The 529-nt window shown below is 33.1% G+C and carries 2 protein-coding genes; both read left to right on the top strand.

Features of this window, described 5'->3' with window-relative positions; genetic code table 11:
• Positions 1-213: zinc-ribbon domain-containing protein (locus tag AOG55_RS09670; protein ID WP_236688983.1), on the top strand; the 213-nt coding region annotated here is incomplete at its 5' end.
• A partial coding sequence (locus AOG55_RS06520; protein ID WP_156318783.1) for a hypothetical protein occupies positions 210-529 on the top strand: 320 nt, incomplete at its 3' end. The genes AOG55_RS09670 and AOG55_RS06520, both read left to right, overlap by 4 nt.

Genomic DNA, 529 nt, shown 5'->3' with positions numbered 1-529 from the left:
ATCATAATAGAAAAGTTTACACTGAAGCCATTCTGTGAGATGTGCAATTCCTTTGACTGCATTCATGTGAAATATGCAATGGTAAATGAAAATATAAAAAAAGAGTTCAATGATTCTTTAAAGTTAATATGCAGAGAATGCGGTTATTTCAATTTAAAAGGTTCCAAATTCTGCATAATGTGCGGTACACCACTGGGGGATGATAAACAATGAAGGAGGCAATAAGGGTGCAGAATCCAGATGGTTCATTTAAAATAGTATTCAGGGAAACCAATAATAAAAACAATGATAGGCCCAGCAGCAATGTTAAACAGGAAAATAAAGAAGCAAATGATAGCATCGATAACAAAAAACATGAAAAAAAGAAGAAAGAGATCCAGGATCCAAGGTATTATAATCCGTTAAATCCGGAACACATAGATATCTTTGGCAGGGATCTGTTAAATAAAGATCTTATTTTTTCATTATTAAACGGTGAGACAATAAAGGGCAAAATGATAGGCTTTGGCCAGTATGAGATTTTATTAGA

The sequence above is a fragment of the Acidiplasma cupricumulans genome, from assembly GCF_001402935.1.
In the GTDB taxonomy this organism is placed as follows: domain Archaea; phylum Thermoplasmatota; class Thermoplasmata; order Thermoplasmatales; family Thermoplasmataceae; genus Acidiplasma; species Acidiplasma aeolicum.
Note: the sequence above shows the minus strand (reverse complement) of the source record. Positions and strands in the feature narration are given on the sequence as shown.